Annotated in this window: 17 protein-coding genes; 7 read left to right on the top strand and 10 right to left on the bottom strand. The window is 67.9% G+C overall.

Annotated features, from left to right (window positions below; translation table 11 throughout):
- Position 1: 1 nt before the first annotated feature.
- Positions 2-721, bottom strand: a complete 720-nt coding sequence (locus tag HNQ05_RS09775) for an NYN domain-containing protein (protein WP_147149094.1) — start codon at positions 719-721, stop codon at positions 2-4.
- A gap of 179 nt (positions 722-900) precedes the next feature.
- Here HNQ05_RS09775 and HNQ05_RS09770 point away from each other — a divergent pair, with 179 nt between their 5' ends.
- The 3 genes from HNQ05_RS09770 to HNQ05_RS09760 all read left to right on the top strand — a co-directional run bounded on the left by HNQ05_RS09770 (position 901) and on the right by HNQ05_RS09760 (position 4,730).
- A complete protein-coding gene (locus HNQ05_RS09770; RefSeq protein ID WP_147149096.1) occupies positions 901-2,094 on the top strand; it encodes an alanyl-tRNA editing protein in 1,194 nt (397 codons plus the stop codon).
- Positions 2,091-2,315 carry a hypothetical protein gene (locus HNQ05_RS09765; RefSeq protein ID WP_147149097.1) on the top strand — a complete coding sequence of 75 codons (225 nt, stop codon included), beginning with the start codon at positions 2,091-2,093 and terminating at the stop codon, positions 2,313-2,315. The genes HNQ05_RS09770 and HNQ05_RS09765 overlap by 4 nt, the downstream gene beginning before the upstream one ends.
- Before the next feature lie 78 nt (positions 2,316-2,393).
- A complete protein-coding gene (locus HNQ05_RS09760; RefSeq protein ID WP_147149099.1) occupies positions 2,394-4,730 on the top strand; it encodes a penicillin acylase family protein in 2,337 nt (778 codons plus the stop codon).
- A 607-nt stretch (positions 4,731-5,337) separates the two neighbouring features.
- Here HNQ05_RS09760 and lysA read toward each other — a convergent pair.
- Positions 5,338-6,522 (bottom strand): diaminopimelate decarboxylase, encoded by a 1,185-nt coding sequence (gene lysA, locus HNQ05_RS09755; protein WP_147147395.1) that lies wholly within the window; start codon positions 6,520-6,522, stop codon positions 5,338-5,340.
- Positions 6,523-6,556: 34 nt separating this feature from the next.
- Between lysA and HNQ05_RS09750 the strand changes: the two genes are divergently transcribed.
- Entirely contained in the window at positions 6,557-7,273 is a 717-nt protein-coding gene (locus HNQ05_RS09750; RefSeq protein WP_147147397.1) for a gamma-glutamyl-gamma-aminobutyrate hydrolase family protein, read from the top strand.
- Positions 7,274-7,327: 54 nt separating this feature from the next.
- On the opposite strand, the gene HNQ05_RS09745 is transcribed toward HNQ05_RS09750, so the two are convergent.
- The 7 genes from HNQ05_RS09745 to HNQ05_RS09715 all read right to left on the bottom strand — a co-directional run bounded on the left by HNQ05_RS09745 (position 7,328) and on the right by HNQ05_RS09715 (position 16,259).
- Positions 7,328-8,341, bottom strand: coding sequence for an ABC transporter permease (locus tag HNQ05_RS09745; RefSeq protein WP_147147399.1), 1,014 nt, complete (start codon positions 8,339-8,341; stop codon positions 7,328-7,330).
- On the bottom strand, positions 8,334-9,359 hold the full coding sequence (locus HNQ05_RS09740) for an ABC transporter permease (protein ID WP_147147401.1): 1,026 nt from the start codon (positions 9,357-9,359) through the stop codon (positions 8,334-8,336). The genes HNQ05_RS09745 and HNQ05_RS09740 overlap by 8 nt, the downstream gene beginning before the upstream one ends.
- A 52-nt stretch (positions 9,360-9,411) precedes the next feature.
- Positions 9,412-11,190 carry an ABC transporter substrate-binding protein gene (locus HNQ05_RS09735; RefSeq protein WP_147147403.1) on the bottom strand — a complete coding sequence of 593 codons (1,779 nt, stop codon included), beginning with the start codon at positions 11,188-11,190 and terminating at the stop codon, positions 9,412-9,414.
- A 193-nt stretch (positions 11,191-11,383) separates the two neighbouring features.
- Positions 11,384-12,412, bottom strand: a complete 1,029-nt coding sequence (locus HNQ05_RS09730; protein WP_147147406.1) for an ABC transporter permease — start codon at positions 12,410-12,412, stop codon at positions 11,384-11,386.
- Positions 12,413-12,422: 10 nt separating this feature from the next.
- Positions 12,423-13,448, bottom strand: coding sequence for an ABC transporter permease (locus tag HNQ05_RS09725; protein WP_147147407.1), 1,026 nt, complete (start codon positions 13,446-13,448; stop codon positions 12,423-12,425).
- A gap of 120 nt (positions 13,449-13,568) precedes the next feature.
- Complete coding sequence (locus tag HNQ05_RS09720) at positions 13,569-15,350, bottom strand: ABC transporter substrate-binding protein (protein ID WP_147147409.1); 1,782 nt, start codon at positions 15,348-15,350, stop codon at positions 13,569-13,571.
- 123 nt (positions 15,351-15,473) lie between these two features.
- A complete protein-coding gene (locus HNQ05_RS09715; RefSeq protein WP_147147412.1) occupies positions 15,474-16,259 on the bottom strand; it encodes an SDR family NAD(P)-dependent oxidoreductase in 786 nt (261 codons plus the stop codon).
- A gap of 42 nt (positions 16,260-16,301) precedes the next feature.
- Between HNQ05_RS09715 and HNQ05_RS09710 the strand changes: the two genes are divergently transcribed.
- The gene (locus HNQ05_RS09710; RefSeq protein WP_147147414.1) at positions 16,302-17,063 is read left to right on the top strand and encodes a 3-hydroxybutyrate dehydrogenase; all 762 of its coding nucleotides are present in this window, start codon (positions 16,302-16,304) and stop codon (positions 17,061-17,063) included.
- A gap of 57 nt (positions 17,064-17,120) precedes the next feature.
- On the opposite strand, the gene HNQ05_RS09705 is transcribed toward HNQ05_RS09710, so the two are convergent.
- Positions 17,121-17,594 carry an Hsp20/alpha crystallin family protein gene (locus tag HNQ05_RS09705; protein ID WP_147147416.1) on the bottom strand — a complete coding sequence of 158 codons (474 nt, stop codon included), beginning with the start codon at positions 17,592-17,594 and terminating at the stop codon, positions 17,121-17,123.
- 88 nt (positions 17,595-17,682) lie between these two features.
- Between HNQ05_RS09705 and HNQ05_RS09700 the strand changes: the two genes are divergently transcribed.
- On the top strand, positions 17,683-18,312 hold the full coding sequence (locus HNQ05_RS09700) for an MBL fold metallo-hydrolase (protein WP_147147418.1): 630 nt from the start codon (positions 17,683-17,685) through the stop codon (positions 18,310-18,312).
- Positions 18,313-18,356: 44 nt separating this feature from the next.
- The gene (locus tag HNQ05_RS09695) at positions 18,357-19,391 is read left to right on the top strand and encodes a rod shape-determining protein (protein ID WP_013458708.1); all 1,035 of its coding nucleotides are present in this window, start codon (positions 18,357-18,359) and stop codon (positions 19,389-19,391) included.
- Positions 19,392-19,397: the final 6 nt, after the last annotated feature.

Raw genomic sequence — 19,397 nt, 5'->3', positions numbered from 1 at the left:
GTTACGGACCCGCCTTTTTCTTCTTTCGCTGGCGGGTCGATTTCTTGGGTGACTCACAAATAAACTTCCCGCTCTCATCTATTACCGACCTGAGGCCGTCAATGTGCTCGTATAGGTATTCGTGTACGTCGGCCCACATAGGATCCAGCACGATTTCGATACCCTCGCGGCGGGCCAATTTCGCCGCGGGCACAAAGTCGCTGTCGCCGGTCACCAGGATGATCCGGGTAACGAGCTGCTTATAAGCCAGCGAGGCCACATCTAATCCCAAGCGAATGTCTACGCCCTTTTGCTGAATCTCATAGTAGAAATCGTTGTCGGTCAAATCATCTAGGGACATTTTGTCGCTGAGTAGCCGCTTTACGACATCGGGTTTGATGATCCATCGTGCTCCATCGCGTAATCTACCCAAACGGAGGGCCACTTTGCGCGTGTGCTTAAGGTATCTATGAAATTCTGAGCGAAACTTGAAGGTGTCGGTATCCTGAAAATTCAAAGACTTCTTACTAATGGGTTGATGGGCACGCTTGTCTAACGGTGGCGCGTCATACACGAGAATTCGGTACAGTTCGCTTTCGCGCTTGCACGCTTTGTCGTCCATGTGGGCTAGAGCTAGCGTTAATACGTCCTTAGCAGCAAGTTCCGGGGTATGGTACTTTTTCCGCAACTTTCTATGGCGTCTAAGATAGAAATCGCCATCGATGAGCACGGCTGTCTTCATATTGAAAACATATCATAAAAGGTCCCCCGCTTTCGGCACGTCCTGTATAGCGTGGACGGCGTACTCGCGAGGGCTGGATTTCAACTTTATTTATACCATATGCCTAGCCTGATTGATGAGAACTGCGAGCCGGCGGTTCCAGAACCCGAGTCCACATCCCAAGCACTAGACTTATATATGTGAGCGAACGACTCTTCTGGCAGGACCCCTACGCCACCCGCTTCGAGGCCACGGTCACGCGCGCCTGGGAAGAGGAGGGCCGCTTTTTGGTCGAGCTGGACCGCACCCTCTTCTACCCCACCTCGGGCGGCCAGCCCCACGACACCGGCACCCTGGGCGGGGTGCGGGTGCTGGACGTCTTCGAACCGGAGAAGCACGGCACGCGCATCGTCCACGCGCTGGAGGCCCCGCTCGAGGAGGGGGCCCGGGTAGAAGGAGAGATCGACTGGAGCCGCCGCTACCGCCACATGCAGCGCCACACCGGCCAGCACGTCCTCAGCCAGGCCTTCCTGCGCGCGGCGCAGTGGAACACCATCGCGGTGAGCCTGGCGGGGCCGGAGATCCACATCGACTTCGACGTCTGGCCCGGCCCCGAGGCGGCGGGCGAGGTGCTCGAGCAGGCCGAGGCGCTGGCGAACTGGGCCGTCTACGCCAACCTGGCGGTGAGCGCGCGCGAGGTGCCCGAGGCGCAGGTGCCGCTCTTGCCGCTCAGGCGCATGCCCAAAGTGCGGGGGACGGTGCGGGTGGTCGAGATCGAGGACTGGGACCTGGCCCCCTGCGGCGGCACCCACCTGCGCAGCACCGCCGAGGCGGGCCCGATCAAGCTGCTGGGCTTCGAGAAGGGCAAGAAGAAGACGATCCGGGTCTACGCCCGCAGCGGCTGGGAGGCGCTCGAGGACTACGCCGCCAAGCACCGCACCCTGAAGACGCTGGCCGCGCGCTTCTCGTCCGGGGTCTTCGACGTACCCGAGCGGGTGAAAAAGCTGGAGGAGGAGCTCTACGCCGCCCGCGGCGAGGCGCAGGCGCTGGCGGCGGAGCTGGCCGAAGGCTACGCCCGCGAGCTGGCCCGCTCGGGCTTCCCGGCGGCGCGGCAGGTGCCGCTGGCGGCGCTCGCGGAGACGGGGCGGCGGGTGGCCGAGTGGCCGGGGGCGCTGGCGCTGCTGGCCGCGCTCGAGCCCGGAGGCGAACACGCGCGGCTGCTGCTGGTGGCCCACCAAAGCCGCGAGGCCGAGCTGCGAGCGCTGTGGAAGGAGCGGCTCGAGCCCCTGGGCGCCAGGGGCGGTGGCCGCGGTCACATACAGGGCCGGCTGCCTGCGGGTAAACTGCAGCTTGCGCTCGGGGCCTTCCCCGCTGCGGCAAAGGAGAACACGTGAGCACGACCCGACCCCAACCCCTCGGCGACGCCGTCTTGGACCTCAGGCCCGGCGACCGCCTCTTCGACCCCCAGGCCCACAAGGGCTACCTGATCTACGGCATCCGCATCTACGATGACTACGACCACGGCATGCTCGACACCTACTTCGACCTCATCGCCGAAGACGGCACCCACGTGGTGCTCCAGGGGCTGGCCATCAGCCGCTGGGAAAAGCTCTAGCCACCGGCGGCGCCGCAGGCGGGCCGCGGCCCGCCTTTTTTATGACCCGGTACAATAACGCCAAGCAAAGGAGGCTGCATGCGCATTCTGACCATCCTGGGACGCTTGGCCGCGGGGCTCGTGGTGCTGGCCCTGCTGCTGCTCCTCGGCGGCTACTACTACCTGAAGAACACCACCCTGCCCCAGACCAGCGGCCGGTTCGTCACCCCCGGCCTCTCGGCGCCGGTGGAGATCCTGCGCGACAAGAACGGCGTCGTCCGCGTCAAGGCCGCCAACGAACACGACCTCTTCTTCGGTCAGGCGGTGGCCCACGCCCAGGACCGGCTGTGGCAGATGGAGTTCCAGCGGCGCATCGGCGCCGGACGCCTCGCCGAGGTGCTGGGGGAGGCGGCGCTCCCCACCGACAAGTTCCTGCGCACCCTCGGGGTCTACCGCGCCGCCGCCGAGGCCTACCAGAACCTACCGGACGACCTGAAGGCCATCGTCGACGCCTACGTGGACGGGGTCAACGCCTACCTGGCCACCAACCCGCCGCTGCCGCTCGAGTTCAAGCTGCTCGGCTTCACACCCGAACCCTGGACGCCGGCCGACGTGCTGGTGTGGCAGAAGATGATGAGCTACGACCTCAGCGGCAACTACGAGGAGGAGCTGCTGCGCTACCGGCTGCTGGCGCGGGGGCTCAGCAAGGCGCGCGTCGAGGCGCTGATCCCCGGCTACCCCGAGGACGCGCCCACGATCGTGCGCCGCGTGCCCGAGCGGCTGCGCCCCCCGCCCGCGGCGCCCGAGGAGGCCCCGGCCCCCGCGCCCCAGGGCGGGGCCTGGGTGGACGAGCTGCTGGGGCTGGCGCGCACCCTCCCCAGCAGCCTCGAGGCCTCGAACAACTGGGTGGTGGGGCCCCAGCGCAGCACCACCGGCAAGCCGATGCTGGCCAACGACCCCCACCTGGGCCTCTCGGCCCCCTCGATCTGGATGCTGATGGAGCTCGACGCCCCCACCTACCGCGCCACCGGGGCCACCTTCCCGGGGCTGCCCACCGTCGTCATCGGCAGGAACGACCGCATCGCCTGGGGGGTCACCAACCACGCCGCCGACGTGCAGGACCTCTACGTGCTCGACGAGGCCGAAGGCGGCTACCGCTACCGGGGGGAGGTGCGCCCCTACCGCATCCGGCGCGAGACCATCGCGGTCAAGGACGCCGATCCGGTGGTGCTCGGGGTGCGCGAGACCGTCTACGGCCCGGTGATCTCGGACGTGGTGAACGCTCCCGAGGGGCAGGCGCTGGCGCTGGCCTGGGTCAGCCTCGAGCCCAGCGACGAGACGATGGCCGCCTTCTACGGCATCGGCAAGGCGGAGGACTGGGAGGCGTTCACCGCCGCGCTGCTGCGCCTGAAGGCGCCGAGCCAGAACTTCGTCTACGCCGACGTGGACGGCAACATCGGCTACCTCGCCCCCGGCAAGATCCCGGTGCGTAAACCCGGCCACTCGGGCAAGTACCCGGTGCCCGGCACCGGGGAATGGGACTGGGTGGGCTTCGTGCCTGAGGGCGCCCTGCCCCGGGCCTACAACCCGCCCGAAGGCTACATCGTCACCGCCAACAACCGCTCGACCCCCGAGGGGTGGCCCTACGCCTTCACCTACGACTGGGCCGCAGGCTTCCGGGCGACGCGCATCGAGGAGCTCATCCGCGCCAAGCCGCGGCTGAGCCCCGAGGACTTCGCGCGCATCCAGGGCGACGAGGTCAGCCTGATGGCCCGCAGCTTCCGGCCGGTGCTCGAGCGCCTCCAGCCCCGCAGCGAGCTCGCCGCCGAGTGGCGGAAGAAGCTGCTCGCTTGGGACGGGAACGAGACCGCCTCCAGCACCGAGGCCACCGTCTTCCAGGCCTGGTACGCCGAGCTGGCGCGGCTGCCCGAGGCCGAGGTGGGGGAGCCCTACTGGAACGAACCCCGCTACCTGCGGCGCGCCCTTCTGGAGGGCGACCGGGCCTGCGCGGACCGGGGCGTGAGCTGCCGCGAGTTCGCCTCCGAAGCGCTCGAGCGGGCGCTGGCGCGCCTGGACGCGCTGGGCGGGATCGTGCCCTGGGGCCAGCTGCACCCCGCCGTCTTCGACCACGGGGTGATGACCCACCAGCCCCAGCTGCGCCGCTTCTTCGACCGGCAGATCGCCCACGGCGGCGACCGCTTCACCGTCAACATGGGGGCCTACGACTTCGCCACCTTCCGGATGAACCACGGCCCCAGCTACCGCCAGATCGTGGCCCTGGGCGAGCCCGACCGTAGCTACTGGATCCACCCCATGGGCCAGTCGGGCAACGTCCTCAGCCGCCACTACGCCGACCTGCTGCCGCTGTGGGCCAACGTCGAGTACCTGCCCATGGGGGCGGGCGAGCCGGTGAACCGCCTGGTGCTCGAGCCCTAGATGCAACCTCCCAAGACGCGGATCCTAGAGCCGACGGCCGCGGTGCCCTGTTCCACAGACCGCAAGCCGCGGACTCCTCCCGGCCGCCCCCTTGGGGGAGGCGGCGGCGCAGCCGCCGGAGGGGGGTGGTTGGGAGCGGTGCGTAGTACGTGGTACGTGGTGCGTGGTAGGTGGCGGATAGGTCGTGGGGTGTGGGAGGTGGGAACGGCGCAAGGCGGGTTTCCGCAGGCCGCGGGTACCGGCCACAAGCCACAAGCCACAAACCACAAGCTACAAGCCACAGGCCACAAGCTACCCACCGCTTTTCCCCGCTTCCCCGCATCGAGGCCGGCCTGCCGGCCGAGACCCGGGGCCCACGCCGCAAACGACGCCGACGCCAGGGCTACCCGCAACGGGGCCAACCACGAGCTACAGGCCACAGCCCACGAGCCCATTTTCAAAACCCCCACCCCGGCCCTCCCCAAAGGGGAGGGCGCTTTCGCCTTTCCGCAGCAGTCGCGGCGCCCCGGCCCCGCCTTTGGACAAGGCCCGGGCCCCGGCGTTCGCCGGGGTGACGAGAGAGGCGGTGACGGCGGGGCGGCGTGAACCACGTGTTTGAACTTTACGGCTAGATCGGCTCGGGACGGTCGGGCTCGTCGTCCCAGAGCCGCGGCAGGGCCTCGGGCCGGCGCCACACCTCCCAGCGCCGCCCGTCCCAGGCGTACTCGCCCGGGCGCGGGTGGTCGAGGTAGTTCATGGCCATGGCCCCGCCGTAGGCGCCCGCCTGCAGGAAGGCCACGGCGTCGCCCTCGCGGGGCACCGGCAGCTCCACCGCGCGCGCCAGCACGTCCCCCGACTCGCAGGCCGGGCCGGCCAGGTCGAAAACGCCCCGCTCCTCCGCGTCGTAGAGCGCCCGCACCGGGTGGCGGGCGCCGTAGAGCAGCGGCCGCAGGAAGGCGGTCATCCCGGCGTCCAGGAGGAGGTAGCGTCGGCGGGTCTGCTTTTCGGCCCAGACGCGCGCGACCAGCACGCCGGCGTCGGCGACCAGAGCGCGGCCGGGCTCGATCCACAACTCCGCACCGTAGCTGCGCGCCAGCGCGAACATTCTCGGCGCCAGCTCCCGCGGGTCCAGATCGAGACCGAAGCCGCCTCCCAGGTCGAGCACCTCGAGCGGCCCCACGCGCTCGCGCAGCCGCCGGAGCACTTCGAGCCGGGCGGCGAAGTCCGCGGGGTTGTTCAGGTTCGAACCCAGGTGCACGTGCAGACCGCGCATCTCCAGGCCGAGTTCGCGCCCGCGGGCGAAGACGTCGGGCCAGTCGGCGGGAAGCACCCCGAACTGGCTGTCGCCGCGGCCGGTGGCCAGGTGGGGGTGGGTGTCCACCGGCAGGTCGGGGTTGAGCCGCAGCAACACCCGCGCCTCCGGCAGCCGCCGCGCGATCCGCTCCAGGTCGGCCCGGGAGTCGGCGACCAGCGTGGGCACCCCCGAGCGCGCCAGCTCCCCGAGCACCGCCGGCGGCTTGACCGGGCCGTTCAGCACCACCTCGTCCGGCATGTAGCCGGCCACGTAGGCGCGCAGCACCTCGCCCAGGCTCACCGCCTCCGCGCCCAGCCCCGCGGCGCGCAGGCGCGCGAGCAGACGCAGCCGCGGGTTGGCCTTGAGGGCAAAGAAGACGCGGGCCGCGGGAAAGGCCTCCAGGTAGCGGCGGGTCCGCTCCTCGATGCGGCGCAGGTCGTAGGCGTAGAAGGGGGTGGGTACCCGCTCCAGCAACCCGCGAAGGGCGTGCAGGAAGTCTTCGGGCGGCTCGTAGGGCATGCCCTACGATACCCCGCCGTTGTATCCTGTTCCCATGCCGCTCATCGGGGTAACCAGCCAGACCGGCCGCACCGGCCGGGTGAACGTGACGCCGTTGTGGGGCGTCCGCGAGCCCTACCGGGCCGCCCTCGAAGCCCAGGGCGCCAGCGTGGTGGTGCTGCCGCCGCAGCCCGGGCCCCGGCTCGAGGCGGTCCTCGCCCGCCTCGACGGCCTGCTGCTGCCCGGCGGGGCCGACCTCGACCCGCGCCACTTCGGCGAGGACCCCCACCCCAGGCTGGGCCCGGTGGATCCCGCGCGCGACGAGCTCGAGATCTTTGCCGCCCGCTGGGCCGCCGAGCACGACCTGCCCACCCTGGGCGTCTGCCGCGGGGCCCAGGTGGGGGCGGTCGCCCTCGGCGGCCGCCTCTACCAGGACCTGGAAAGCGCCGGCTTCACCCGCATCGGCCACGACCAGACGGCCCCCGCCCCGGCGCTCTGGCACACCGTCGAACTGGAGGAGGACCGCTGGCTCGCCCCGCTCTTCGGCCGCCGCTTCCGCACCAACAGCTACCACCACCAGGCCATCCGCGACCCGGGACCCTTCCGGGTCCTGGCGCGCGCGGCCGACGGCGTCGTCGAGGCCGCCGACCTGCCCGACCACCCCTTCTTCCTGCTCATCCAGTGGCACCCCGAACTGCTTCCCGACCACTGGGGGCTGTTCGGGCTGCTCACCGAGGCCGCCGCAGGCCGTCGCGCCTCCGCGGCCGACTGAAGCGCCCGGGTCCCGGCGGGCCGGAACCTTCCGCCCCGCCGGCTTCGTTTCCGGCTAGCTGCGCGGATCCAGCGCGTCGCGCACCGCGTCGCCGAGCAGGTTCCAACCCAGCACGAAGAGCGCGATGGCCATGCTCGGCCAGAACCAGACGAACCAGTACTTCAGCGGCTCGCCCCCGGGGTTGGAGATCCAGCTGCGCGCGAAGCTGATCATCTGCCCCCAGTCGGCGTAGCCCACGTCGGCCCCCAGCCCCAGGAAGGCGAGCGTGGAGGCGGTGATCACGATCGCGCCGATGTCGAGGCTGGCCAGGATGATCATCGGCCCGATGGCGTTGGGCAGGATGTGCTTGAAGAAGAGGCGGCCGGACCCCGCGCCCACCGCGTGGGCGGCGGAGATGTAGTCCTGGGCCTTGACCTGGAGGATGTTCCCGCGCAGCATGCGCGCGTAGATCGGCCAGGCCACCAGGGCGATGGCGATCATCGTCTTGATCAGCCCGCGCCCGAAGATCGAGGCGAAGACCATGGCCAGCACCAGCCCGGGGATCGAGTAGACGACGTCGACGAGCCGCATGAGCAGGTTGTCGAGCCAGCCCCCGAACAGCCCCGCCAGCCCGCCGACGACGGTGGCGATGACGAGCACGATGCCGACGACCAGCACGCCGATGTAGAACGAGGTGCGTGCCCCCCAGACGATGCCGTAGTAGATGTCGTAGCCGCCGCTGGCGATGCCGAGCGGGTACTTGGCGCTGGGCGGCTTGGGCACCGGCGAGTAGCTGACGCGGGGGATCTTGTAGCAGCTCTCCGGCGGGGCGAAGGTGGCCCGCCAGAAGGTGGGATGCGCGGGGTTGCGCAGCACCGTCCGCGCCTCGCTGCGCCCCAGCCCCAGCTCGCGCATGCACCCCCGGGGCAGCCGGTCCGCGGTAAGCAGCGGCGCCAGGATGGCCGTGCCCGCGAAGAAGAGCAGGATCACCAGGCCGGCCAGCGCCAGAGGGTTGCGGCGGAAACGGCGGAAGCGCTTGCCCTCGAACCAGCGCTCCCGCTTGGGTGGGTGCGGGACCGGGCTACTCATAGCGGATCCTCGGATCGACGATCACGTAGGCCACGTCCACGAGCAGGTTGGCCGTGGCCATGATGAGGCCGATCAGCATCACGAAGGCCAGCAGCGTGGTCACGTCGAGCTGCAGCGCCGCCTTGGCCGCCCACTCGCCCAGACCGGGGAAGTTGAAGATCAGCTCGATCACCACGATGCCGCCGATCATCCGCCCCAGCATGGGGCCGGCCATGGTGATCACCGGAATCAGCGCGTTACGGCGCGCGTGTTTGTAGACCACGGCCTTCTCCGCCAGCCCCTTGGCGCGCGCGGTGCGCACGTAGTCCTTGCCCAGCTCGTCGAGCATCGAGGAGCGCATCACCCGCATGATGCCGGCGCTGACCACGATGACCAGCGCCGTCGCGGGCAGGACGAGCCGCTTCAGGGCTTCGAGGGTGATGTCCGGGCGGCCGTTGAGCAGGCCGTCGACGGTGAAGAGGCCGGTGTAGCGGCGAAAGTCGCCCGCCGCCAGCTCGATCAGCAGCGAGCTGGGCAGGCGGCCGATACCGAACCAGCCCAGCCCCCCGTAGATCCAGGCCACCAGCCAGATGGCCACCACGAAGGTGGGCAGCGACCAGCCCACGATGGCCACCACCCTGAGCGCCTGGTCGAGCAGGCTGTCGCGGTGGGTGGCTGCCTGGGTGCCCAGCCAGACGCCCACGAGCACGATGGGCACGAAGGCGGCCAGCGCCAGCTCCATCGAGGCGGGAAAGCGCTTGCGGATGGTGGTCAGCACCGGCTCCTTGGAGATGCGCGAGAAGCCCAGGTTGCCCCGCAGCACCTCCCCCGCCCAGAGCTTGTACTGGACGACGAACCCCTCCCGCAGGTGGTACTTTTCGATGATGAGGTCCAGGTTTTCGATCTGTTTGTCCGAGGTTACGAAAGCCGCCGCCCGCTGCTCCGGCGAGAGGAGCTGCATCAGCCCCATGATGATCAGCGAGAGCACGAAGAGCACGACCGGAATCTGCAGCAGGCGACGGGCGATGTAGTTGAACATGGCGTCTCTTTTTTGAGGATGCCGGGCCGTGCGGCCCGGCATCCGTTCGGGGCTACTTCTTGCTGAGGTCCTTCCAGTAGAAGGCGCCGCTGATCATCGAGTTGTAGTAGACCCCCTGCAGGTTGTCGCGGGTCACGATGAACGGCGACTGCCGCGGATAGGGCACGTTGGGCAGCACGTCGTAGGCCATGCGCCCGATCTTGCGGTAGATGGCGAAGCGCTCCTCCTGCTGGTCCGGCCGCACCAGGGTGCGCGCGTACTCGATGAGCTTGTCGAACTCGGGGTCCTTGAAGTTCTGCCGCTTCGCCAGCGAACCCTCGGAGTGGTAGAAGGGATGGATGAAGTTGTCGGGGTCGGCGTAGTCGGCGCCCCAGCCCAGCGGCCAGATGGGCAGCGACTTGGCGCGCGCGGCCTTGAGGTAGTCGGACCACTGCAGCGGCACCACGTCGATCTTGAACTTGGGGTTGAGGCTCTCGATGTTGGCCTTCAACATCTCGGCCACCGCCTGGCGCACGGTGTTCCCGGCGTTGTGGGTGATCGTGAGGCGGAAGCCCTTCTCCCAGACCTTGCCGCCCCAGGCCTTCTTGAAGTACTCCTCGGCCTTGTCGAGGTCCAGCTTGCGGATCGGGATGTCCGGGTCGTACCCGGGCCAGGTGGGCGGCAGCGCCATGGTGTACCAGGCGGCGTTGCCCTCGTAGATGTCGTTGTAGATCGCGTCCTGGTCCAGGCTGTAGGCGAAGGCCTTGCGGACGTTGACGTCGGCGAAGAAGTCGCGCGGGATGCCGTTGCCGTCGAGCTTGCCCGAGCCGATGTAGGGGTTGTTCTCGCCCTGGACGTTGAAGTTGAAGAAGACGACGTGCGCTCCCGCCAGCGACCAGGCCGGGTCGGACCAGACCTTGACGCCCGTCATCTGCTTGACCTTGGCGTTGACCGTGGCCCAGTCGTTGACGTCCACGCGGTCGGCGTCGCCGCGGCGCAGGGCCTCGAGCCGGGTGGCCTCTTCCTCCACCGCCTGCACCAGCACGTTCTTGATCGCCGGCGCCTCGCCCCAGTAACCGTCGAAAGCCTTGGCGACGATGTTCTTGTCGTCCCACTTGACCAGCATGTAGGGACCGGTGCCCGAGGCGTGGTTGTGCAGGTAGCCGGTGCGCAGGTCCACGCCGATCCAGTCCTTCCAGTCGTCCTTGGTGCCGCTCCAGGCGCCGTGCTCGATGGCCCACTTGCTGTCGACCACGCCCGCGGCGGTGAAGAGCATCTTGGCGAAGAAGGCCACGTCGGGACCGGCGAGGTTGAAGCGCACGGTGTAGAGGTCGTCGCAGACCACGCTGTCGTCGATCTTCTGCCAGTAGGCGTCGAGGAACTTGTCGATCTCCTGCTGAGAGGCGTTCTCGCCCAGGGCCTTCTTGGCCTCGGTCAGCGCGTCGTTGCCGTAGCCGGTAAGGGCGTCGCCGTAGAACCAGGCGCCGGAGTCGCCCGGCATCGTCACCAGGATGCGCTCGATCGAGTACTCCACGTCGCGGCAGGTCATCGGGTTGCCCGAGTGGAACTTCACGCCCTTGCGCAGGTGGTAGACGTAGGTAAGGCCGTCGTTCTTCACCTCGTAGCTCGTCGCCAGGGTGGGCTCGTACTCGCCGGGAACGTCGCGCTTGAAGCTGTAGAGCGTCTCGTAGATGTTCTCGATCACCCCGATCGAGGCCCCGTCGTAGGCCTGCACCGGGTCGAGCGAGTCGAAGACGGCGTTCTGCATGTAGACGTAGGTGTCCTGGGGGGTGGCCGCGAACGCCCCGCCCAGCGCGGCCAGCACGATCGCGGCAAACAGATGCTTTTTCATGCGTCTCCTTTCGTAATTTATACGGGCCCATGCTACCATTCATCTTCTTTTCATGCAAGAACATGGCCTAAAAATGTGCGATAGGCAAGGAATCCATTGGTTCTCTTGGAAATGTCCTTGCCTGAGCGTGTAGACGCGAAGTTGTATAGAAGGACCCGGCGGATCCGCCGGGTCCGCGGGAGCGTCGACGGGGTCAGCTCTTGGGGTCCAGGGCGTCGCGCACCGCGTCGCCGAGGAGGTTCCAGGCGAGCCCGAAGAGTACCAGCATGACGCTTGGGTAGATCCAGACGTACCAGAAGTCGAAGGGGGTGCCCTGGGCGGTGCCGAGGATGTAGCCGCGGGCGAAGCTGATCATCTGACCCCAGTCGGCGTAGCCCACGGGCGCGCCCAGGCCCAGGAACGAGAAGCCTGCGGCGGTGAGCACGATCGAGCCCACGTCCATGCTGGCCAGGATCAGCAGCGTGCCGATGGCGTTGGGGAAGACGTGCTTGAGAAAGACCCGCAGCGGACTCGCCCCGATGGCGCGGGCGGCGTCCACGAACTCCTGCGCCTTGGTGCGCAGGATGTCGCCGCGGAAGAAGCGGGCGTACCCGGCCCAGCGGATCAGCGCCAGCGCCAGCATCACCGTGGTAAGGCCGCTGCCGAAGATAACCGAAACGATCATCACGAAGACCAGGCCGGGAAAGGAAAGCATCACGTCGGTGATGCGCATGATCAGGTTGTCCACCGTCCCGCCGATGAACCCGGAGAGCCCCCCGACGACGATGCCGATGGCCAGGCTGATGCCGACGACCAGGAAACCCACGTAGAAGGCCGTCCGCGTTCCCCAGGCAAGGCCGTAGAGGATGTCGTAGCTGCCGCCGGAGACCCCCAGCGGGTGCTTCTCCGAGGGCGGCTTGGGCAGGGGCGAGTAGCCGGCGCGCGGGATCTCGTAGCAGCTGGGGGGCGGGGCCAGCGTAGCCTTCCAGAAGACGGGGTTCAGCGGATTGCGCAGCACGGTCAGGGCCTCTTCCTTCTTGATGCCCAGGTCGCGCAGGCAGGGGCGGGCGGTGCGGAGCTCGGCCAGCTGCGGCGCGGTGATGGCGGGCGCGAAGAAGGCGATCATCACGAAGCCGAGGAGGAGCACCGAACCCACGATCGCCAGCGGGTTGCGGCGGAAACGCTTGAAGGTCTTCGAGCGGTACCAGGCTTCGCGCTGAGGTTTCATCTCTTGGGGGTTCACCACGTCCTCCTCATTGGAAGCTGATCCGGGGGTCGATGATGCCGTAGAGGATGTCGACGGCCAGGTTGGCGATCGAGACCACGAGGCCGGTGAGGAGGGCGATGCCGATCACTGCGGGAAAGTCAAGCTGGATCGCCGCGGGAACGGCCCACTGCCCCAGGCCGGGGATGTTGAAGATGATCTCGATGAAGAAGACGCCCTCGAGCATGAAGGCGAACATCAGCCCGGCGATGGTGACCACCGGGATGATCGCGTTGCGGCGCGCGTGCTTGAGGTTGACGACGCGCTCGGGCAGCCCCTTGGCGCGCGCGGTGCGCACGTAGTCGGAGTTGAGCACGTCGAGCATGCTCGAGCGCAGCACGCGCATGATCTGGGCGCTGGCGACGATGGTGTAGGTCGCCACCGGCATCACCAGACGCTTCAGCGCCGATAAGGTGACGTCCCAGCGGCCGTTGAGAATCCCATCAATGGTGATCATCCCGGTGTAGGCCTTGAGGGTGCCCTTGGCGAATTCCACCATGATGCGGTCGTCGGCGCGCCCGATGCCGAACAGCTTGAAGTAGCCGTAGAAGACGGCCAGCATCCAGATCGCCAGCACGAAGGTGGGCAGCGACCAGCCGATGATGGCGAAGACGCGTACCGCCTGATCGACGAACCGGTCCCGGTGGATCGCCGCCATCGTGCCCATCCAGACGCCGAAGAGCAGCGTGGGGAAGAACATGTACAGCGCCAGCTCGGCCGAGACCGGCAGCCGCTTGCGGATGGTGGTCACGACCGGCTCGTGCGACTGCTTGGAGTACCCCAGGTTCCCCCGCAGAACCTGCTTGAGCCAGGTCGAGTACTGCACCAGGAAACCCTGATCGAGGTTGTACTGGCGGATGATGAGGTCGAGGTTCTTGGCCTGCTGCTCCGACTTAGCGTAGGTCGCCGCCCGCTGTTCCGGGGTCAAAAACTGCATCATCCCAAAGATGAGCAGCGAGATCGCGAGCAGCACGATCGGAAGCTGCAGCAACCTGCGAACGATGAAGGTGGTCAACGTAAGCCTCCAAAAGACCGGACTCAAAAGCGCGCCGAGCGCGCACGTTCCCTGTTATACAGCAGACGGTAGAGGGTGCGAAGGCACCCTCTACCGCGGAAAAGGTTCTAGACGCTCACGCTACTTCTTGATGATGTCCTTCCAGAGGAAGGAGCCCGAGCGCATGGGGTTGTTGTAGACGTCCATGCCCGCGGGCGCGCCCTTGGTGTAGACGTTCTTGGCCAGCACCATCCATCCGGTCGGCCGCGGCAGCGGCAACACGGGGACGTCCTCGTAAGCCAGGTAGCCGACCTTGCTGTAGAGCTCGGCGCGCTTGGCAGGATCGGTGATGGAGCGGGCTTCCTCGATCAGCTTATCCATCTCGGGGTTGGCGTAGCCGACCTTCTTCGCGAAGTAGCCGTTCGAGTGGTAGAAGACGTAGATGAAGTTGTCGGGGTCGGCGTAGTCGGCGCCCCAACCCAGCACCAGCGCCGGCAGCTGGCCGTTCTTGTAGGCGGCCAGGAACTGCGGCCAGGGCATGGCCTTGACGTTGATCTTGAACTTCGGGTTCAGGGCTTCGATGTTCGCCTTGAGGATCTCGGCCACCGTCTGGCGGGTGGTGTTGCCCGAGTTGTAGGCGATGGTCATCGTGAAGCCGGTCTCCCAGAGCTTGCCGCCGTAGGCCTTCTTGAAGTGCTCCTCGGCCTTGTCCATGTCCAGGTTGTAGATGGGGATGTTGGGGTCGTAGCCGAGGAAGGAGGGCGGCAGCGCCATGGTGAGGGGCACGGCCTTACCCAGGTAGAGGTCGTTGATGATGGCGTCCTGGTCGAAGCTGTAGGCGAAGGCCTTGCGGACGTTGACGTCCTTGAAGAAGTCGGCGGGGATGCCGTTGCCGTCGAGCTGGCCGGAGCCGATCATCGGGTTGTCCTGCGCGGCGATCTTCTGGTTGAAGAAGACGGCCGAAGCGGCGGCGCCCAGCCACTTGTCGGACTCGATCACCTTGGCGTTGGCCATGCCGCGGATCTGGGTATCCAGGGTGGCGCGGTTGTTGACGGTGATGCGGTCGGCGTCGCCGGCCTTGAGCGCCTGGATGCGGGTGGCTTCTTCGTCGACGACCTTGATGATGACCGTCTTCATCTGGGGCTTGTTGGCGTAGTCCCAGTAGCCGATGAAGCGCTCGGCGATGACGTCTTTGCCGTCCCACTTGACCAGCTTGTAGGCCCCGGTCCCGGCGTCGTGGGTGTGCAGGAAGCCGTCACGCAGGTCCTTGCCGGCCCAGTCGTACCAGTCCTTCTTGGTGCCGCTCCACTCGCCGTTCTCGATCGCGTACTTGCTGTCGAGGATCGAGGAGGCGGTGTACATCAGCTTGACGAAGAAGGAGGGGTCCTTCTTGATCAGGTGGAACTGGACGGTGTAGTCGTCCACGCACTGGACCGAGTTGTCGATGGCTTCCCAGTACTTGTCGAGGTCGGCCTGGGAGGGGTTGTCGCCGAAGTAGTCCTTGGCGTTGACGCCGTCGTAGCCGATCAGGCTCTCGGCGTAGAACCAGCCCGCCGAGTCGCCCGGGTTGGTGACCAGGAGACGTTCGATCGAGTACTCCACGTCGCGGCAGGTCATGCGGTTGCCGCTGTGGAAGAGCACGTCGCGGCGCAGCTTGAAGGTGTAGGTCTTGCCGTCGTCGCTGATCGAGTAATCGGTGGCCAGCACCGGCTCGTACTCGGTGATGCTCTCGCCTTTGTAGGTGTAGAGCGTCTCGTAAATGTTCTCCAGGATCGCGCCCGAGGCGGTGTCGTACGCCTGAGCAGGGTCGAGGGAGTCGACCTCACCGAACGTCATCTGGACGTACGTGTCGGGGCCGGTGGCGGCGAAGGCCATGGAACCGACCAGACCTAGAGCCAGAATCTTCAGCAAGTGTTTTTTCATATGTGCTCCTTTCGTACCTTACGGTCGTTCAGTAGTATAGCACCCGGCCGATGAATACCGGGGGCATACCGTGCAGAAAAATGCATGCAGCAGCGGTCCCGGCGCCTCCGCCGCAGCCGGCCCTCAGGTCGAGAGGAAGCCGCCGTCCACGGCCAGCACCGCGCCGGTCACGTAGCTCGCCAGATCGGAGGCGAGAAAGAGGACGGCGCGGGCCACCTCGTCGGGCCGGCCGAAACGGCGCAGGGGCAGCCGCTGGTTGAAGTTGTAGGCCACGCCGACCTTCCCGAACTCGGCGCCCAGGATGGCCTGCTTGCGCAGGCGGCGCACCCCTTCGGTGGCGATGCCGCCGGGGACCACCACGTTGGCGCGGACGCGCGGGCCGTACTCGCGGGCCACCGCGCGGGTGAGGGCGACGACCCCCAGCTTGGCGGCGTCGTAGTGGGCCAGCCCCGGGGCGAAGGGCAGGAAGGCCTCGATCGAGCCGACGTTGACGAGCGCGCCCGGCCGCCCGCGCAGGGCGGCCAGGAAGCCCTGGGTCATCCAGTAGACGGCGTCGAGGTTGACGGCCATCTGCCGGCGGTAGAAGGCCTCGTCCACCTCGAGCAGGTCACGGAAGGCGTAGACGCCGGCGTTGTTGACGAGCAGGTCGGGCGCCCGCCCTGCGAGGTCGCGCCACAGCGCGTCGATCGCCGGCTTCTGGGCCAGGTCGAGGGCATAGGCCTCGTTCTTCCCGCCCAGCTCGCGGCGCAGGCGTTCCAGTCCCTCGCGGTCGCGGTCGACGAGGACGAGCTCCGCCCCCGCTTCGGCGAAGCGCAGGGCGACCGCGCGGCCGATACCGCCCGCAGCGCCCGTCACCAGCGCGCGCCTGCCGTCCAGCGAGACCAACTCGGCCAGCCGGGGCTCGTTCACGGGGACCTCCTGCCCCCATTCTGGCACGCGCTATCCTGAAGCATGGCGAAAAGCGAGCGAACCGCACTGGTGACCGGAGCGGCCGGGGGCATCGGCCGCGCCGTGGCCGAACGGCTGGCCGCGGAGGGGCTGCGGGTGGTGCTGAGCGACCGGGACCCCGGCGGTGAGGCGGTGGCCGGGTCGATCGGCGGCGTCTTCGTGCCCGCCGACCTGGCCGATCCCCAAGAGGTCTGGCGCCTGGCGGTGGAGGCCCGCCGCGCCTACGGCCGGGTGGACGTCCTCGTCAACAACGCCGGCTTCCAGCACGTCGCACCGCTCGAGCGCTTTCCCCTGGACGTCTGGCAGGCGATGCAGCAGGTGATGGTGACGGCCCCCTTCCAGCTGATCCGCTCGTTCCTGCCCGGGATGAAGGAGCGGCGCTGGGGCCGGATCGTCAACCTGGGCTCGATCCACGCGCTGGTGGCGAGCCCCTACAAGGCCGCCTACGTGACGGCCAAGCACGCGCTCCTGGGCCTCACCCGCGCCGCGGCGCTCGAGGCCGGCGAGGCCGGGGTGACGGTGAACGCCGTCTGCCCCGCCTACGTGCGCACCCCGCTCGTCGAACGCCAGATCGCGGATCAGGCGGCCAACCTGGGCCTGGACGAGGGCGAGGTGGTGCAGCGGGTGATGCTCGAGCCCGCCGCCATCAAACGCCTGATCGAGCCCGAGGAGGTGGCCGCGCTGGTGGCCTTCCTCGTCTCCGACGATGCTGGGGCGATCACGGGCAGCTGCCTCCCCATCGACCTGGGCTGGACGGCGCGATAAAACGAACCGGCCCGGCTTTTGCCGGGCCGGCCGCCCGAGCGGATCCGACTCCCGTGCTTACTGAGCGACCGAGATGGGGATCCGCTTGGCGCGCGCGGTCTCGACCTTGGGCATGGTCAGCTTGAGCATGCCGTTCTTGAATTCGGCCTTCACCTCGTCGCTGCTGATCTCCACCGGCAGGGTGAAGCTGCGGACGAAGGTGCCGTGCGGGATCTCCTGCAGGTAGTAGCGACGAACGCCCTGATCCTCGACCGGCTTGTGCTCACCGCGGATGGTCAGCTTGTTGCCCTCGAGGCTGATGTCGATCTCTTCCGCGGTCAGCCCGGGGACCGCCATCTCCAGCACCAGCGCGTCGTCGGTCTCGTAGAGGTCCACCGGCGCCACGTAGGTGCCGGGCGCGGTCACGCGGCCGAGGTCGCCCAAGGTCTCCTCGAAGAGCCGGTTGAACTCGTCGAACAAGCTCATCGGACCCCAGGTGCGGAAGGGGGTGAGTTCAGCGGTCGGGCGAATCTCGCGCTTCACCAGAGCCATACCATCACCTCCTCCTATTATCTCCTCCATCTCGGAGCATATCATATGAGCCCTATTGTGTCAAGTATGGCGTGCTAGGCTGCGGGGGATGCGCATCGAGACGCGGGCCTTCGGCCCTTTGCAGGCCAGCGCCTACCTGGTCTGGAGCGACCCTGAACGGGCGGTGCTCGTCGATCCCGGCGACGAACCCGAACGGCTGCTCGCCTGGCTGCGGGAAAGCGAAGCACGGCCCGAAGCCGTGCTGCTGACCCACGCCCACTTCGACCACGTCGGCGCGGTGCGGGCGGTGGTGGAGGCCCACGACCTGCCCGTGTTCCTGCACCCCGCCGCGCGCCCGGTCTACGAGCGCGCGGCCGCGGCGGCGATGCGCTGGGGCCTGTTCATCGATCCGCCGCCCGCCGAGCCGCTGGTGGACCTGGCCGAGGGCGTGCTCGCCGTGGGCCCCGGATTCGAGGTGCTGCACCTGCCCGGCCACTGTCCGGGGCACGTCGCCTTCTATCAGGCGGAGGCGGGCGCGGTCTTTTCGGGCGACCTGCTCTTCGCCGGGGGCGTGGGCCGCTGGGACCTGCCCGGCGCCGACCTGGACGAGCTGAAACGCTCGATCCGCCGCCTCTTCGAGCTGCCCGGGGCCACCCGCGTCTTCCCCGGCCACGGCCCGGCCACCGCCCTGGCCGCCGAGCGGCAGGGCAACCCCTTCGTACAAGACTGGCTCGGCTAGCTCCTCATGGGCGTCTACTGCAGCTTCGTTTAGAATGAGGCGATATGTTTAGGGGCGAGGATATCGGAATCGACTTGGGCACCGCCAGCGTGCTGGTGTACGTGCGCGGCAAAGGGATCGTCCTGCGCGAGCCCTCCGTCATCGCCATGGTGCGCGACAGCAAGGACGTCAAGGCCGTCGGCGCCGAGGCGTACCGCATGCTGGGCCGCACGCCGGGCAACATCATCGCGGTGCGCCCGCTGAAGGACGGGGTGATCGCCGACTACACCCTGACCGAGCGCATGCTCACCATGTTCCTCAAGAAGGTGCTCTCGCCCATGGCGCGCTTCTTCAAGCCGCAGGTCATGGTCGGCGTGCCCAGCGGCGTCACCGAGGTGGAGCGGATGGCCGTGGTGCGCGCGGTCGTCGACGCCGGGGCCAAGCGCGCCTTCCTCATCGAGGAGCCCCTGGCCGCGGCCATCGGCGCGGGCATCAACATCGCCGCGCCCGCGGGCAGCATGGTCGTCGACATCGGCGGCGGCAGCTCCGACATCGCCGTGATCAGCCTGGGCGGCATCGTCCAGTCCGAGTCGCTGCGCATCGCCGGCAACGAGTTCGACCAGTCGATCATCCGTTACGTGCGCCGCGCCCACAACCTGCTCATTGGCGAGCGCACCGCCGAGGAGGTCAAGATCAAGATCGGCGCCGCCAAGGTGCTCTCCGACGAGGACCGCCTCGTCGCCGAGGTGCGCGGCCGCGACGTGGTCACCGGCCTGCCCAAGACCGTCGAGGTCACCACCGACGAGGTCGTCGAGTCGCTGGCCGAGCCGCTGGAAAAGCTGGTCATGGGCGTGCGGCGGGTGCTCGAGGCCACGCCCCCCGAGCTGATCTCCGACATCGTCGACCGCGGCATCCTCCTCTCGGGCGGCGGGGCGCTTTTGCGCAACCTCGACCACATGCTCCAGGAGGCCACCAACGTGCCCGTGATCGTCGCCGAGAACGCCCTCGACGCGGTGGCCTACGGCACCGGCAAGGCGCTGGAGATGATCCCGGTGCTCAAGGACACCCTGATCTCCTCCGACTCGGTCCTGCGCCGCTAGGAGGCC

It is taken from the genome of Oceanithermus desulfurans, from assembly GCF_014201675.1.
In the GTDB taxonomy this organism is placed as follows: domain Bacteria; phylum Deinococcota; class Deinococci; order Deinococcales; family Marinithermaceae; genus Oceanithermus; species Oceanithermus desulfurans.
The sequence above is the reverse complement of the archived record's forward strand: the minus strand, read 5'-3'. Positions and strand labels throughout refer to the sequence as shown.